At 64.6% G+C, this 1,024-nt stretch carries 1 protein-coding gene and 1 pseudogene; both read right to left on the reverse strand.

The window, feature by feature from the left end; translation table 11 throughout:
• Positions 1-37: 37 nt before the first annotated feature.
• The gene (locus ACFWPJ_RS21620; RefSeq protein ID WP_378853999.1) at positions 38-595 is read right to left on the reverse strand and encodes an alpha/beta fold hydrolase; all 558 of its coding nucleotides are present in this window, start codon (positions 593-595) and stop codon (positions 38-40) included.
• A 109-nt stretch (positions 596-704) separates the two neighbouring features.
• A pseudogene (locus ACFWPJ_RS21625) lies at positions 705-1,024 on the reverse strand (hypothetical protein); the annotation flags it as partial.

The following is a 1,024-nucleotide window of genomic DNA, read 5'->3' on the forward strand; positions in this document are numbered from 1 at the left end:
GATAAACACCTTTTTTTTGGTGGGATGTGTCTTTTGTTTATAAGAGTCTGGGGCGGAACCACGCGTCGATCAGGTCTTTCGGCACGGGCGGCTTGATCATCCATCCCCAGGTCGCGGGCCCGCGCTTCCCCAGCCGGGTGTTCAGCACCGCCATGACAGTGCGAAGTCCGCCGGGGACCTTGGCGGCGGCGACGATGAGGCGAGCAGGCTTGGGCGGATAGTTGTCGTATGCCTCGCACGAGGTCAGCACGAGTCGGCCGACGCGATCGCTGCCACGCGTGCCGAGAAGAAGCTGCGCACCGCCCCAATCGTTTTGGACCAAGGTGACATCCCGCAGATCGAGTGCCTCCACGAAATCCCCGACCAACGCGGCCATACCGAGGAAGGACACGTCCCCGTCCTCGTTCATGGGCTTGCGATGACCGCCCAGCGGCCAGGTCGGGACAATGCACCGGTATTCGGCGCGCAAGCTGCCCACCACATGCCGCCAACCCGAACCGTCCATGAGCAATCCGTGAATGAAGACCAGCACCGGCCCGTTCCCGCCGGTGTCCTCGTACTCGATGACGCCGGCGGGAAGCTGTACTTCGAACATTTCGTTGTCTCCTCGGTTCATTCGTCCGGCGGACTGAATTCGGTCCGCCTCGGTCGTGCGTTGCCTCGCGCGGCTGAGAAATTCACGGGCTGCCCAGGCTGCGCATGCGCTATTGCCGCCAGATTCGCCCGGCGTGCTCGACGGATGCAGAACCCGCGACGCCGATACCCGGGTCCGGGGGGTCGTATGACAACTCCGTTGTTGCACTCTCGGTTTCGAGGCCCTCATGGACGAGCTTTGCGTTCCTCGGCAGTGCCAGGAAGCCGAAGGACAGGAGCAGCATGATGCCTGCTCCGTACCAGAGCGTGTATCGGAAGGTGTTGGCGAAGTTGATCGCGTTGGGGGGGGGGGGCGCGGCCGGGGGTTCGGCGGGGGGGTCGTGTTGGTGGGGGGGGGGGGCGCGCGGCCCGAGGGGGGGTTTGTGTGGTG

The organism is Nocardia sp. NPDC058497, assembly GCF_042720195.1.
In the GTDB taxonomy this organism is placed as follows: Bacteria; Actinomycetota; Actinomycetes; order Mycobacteriales; family Mycobacteriaceae; genus Nocardia.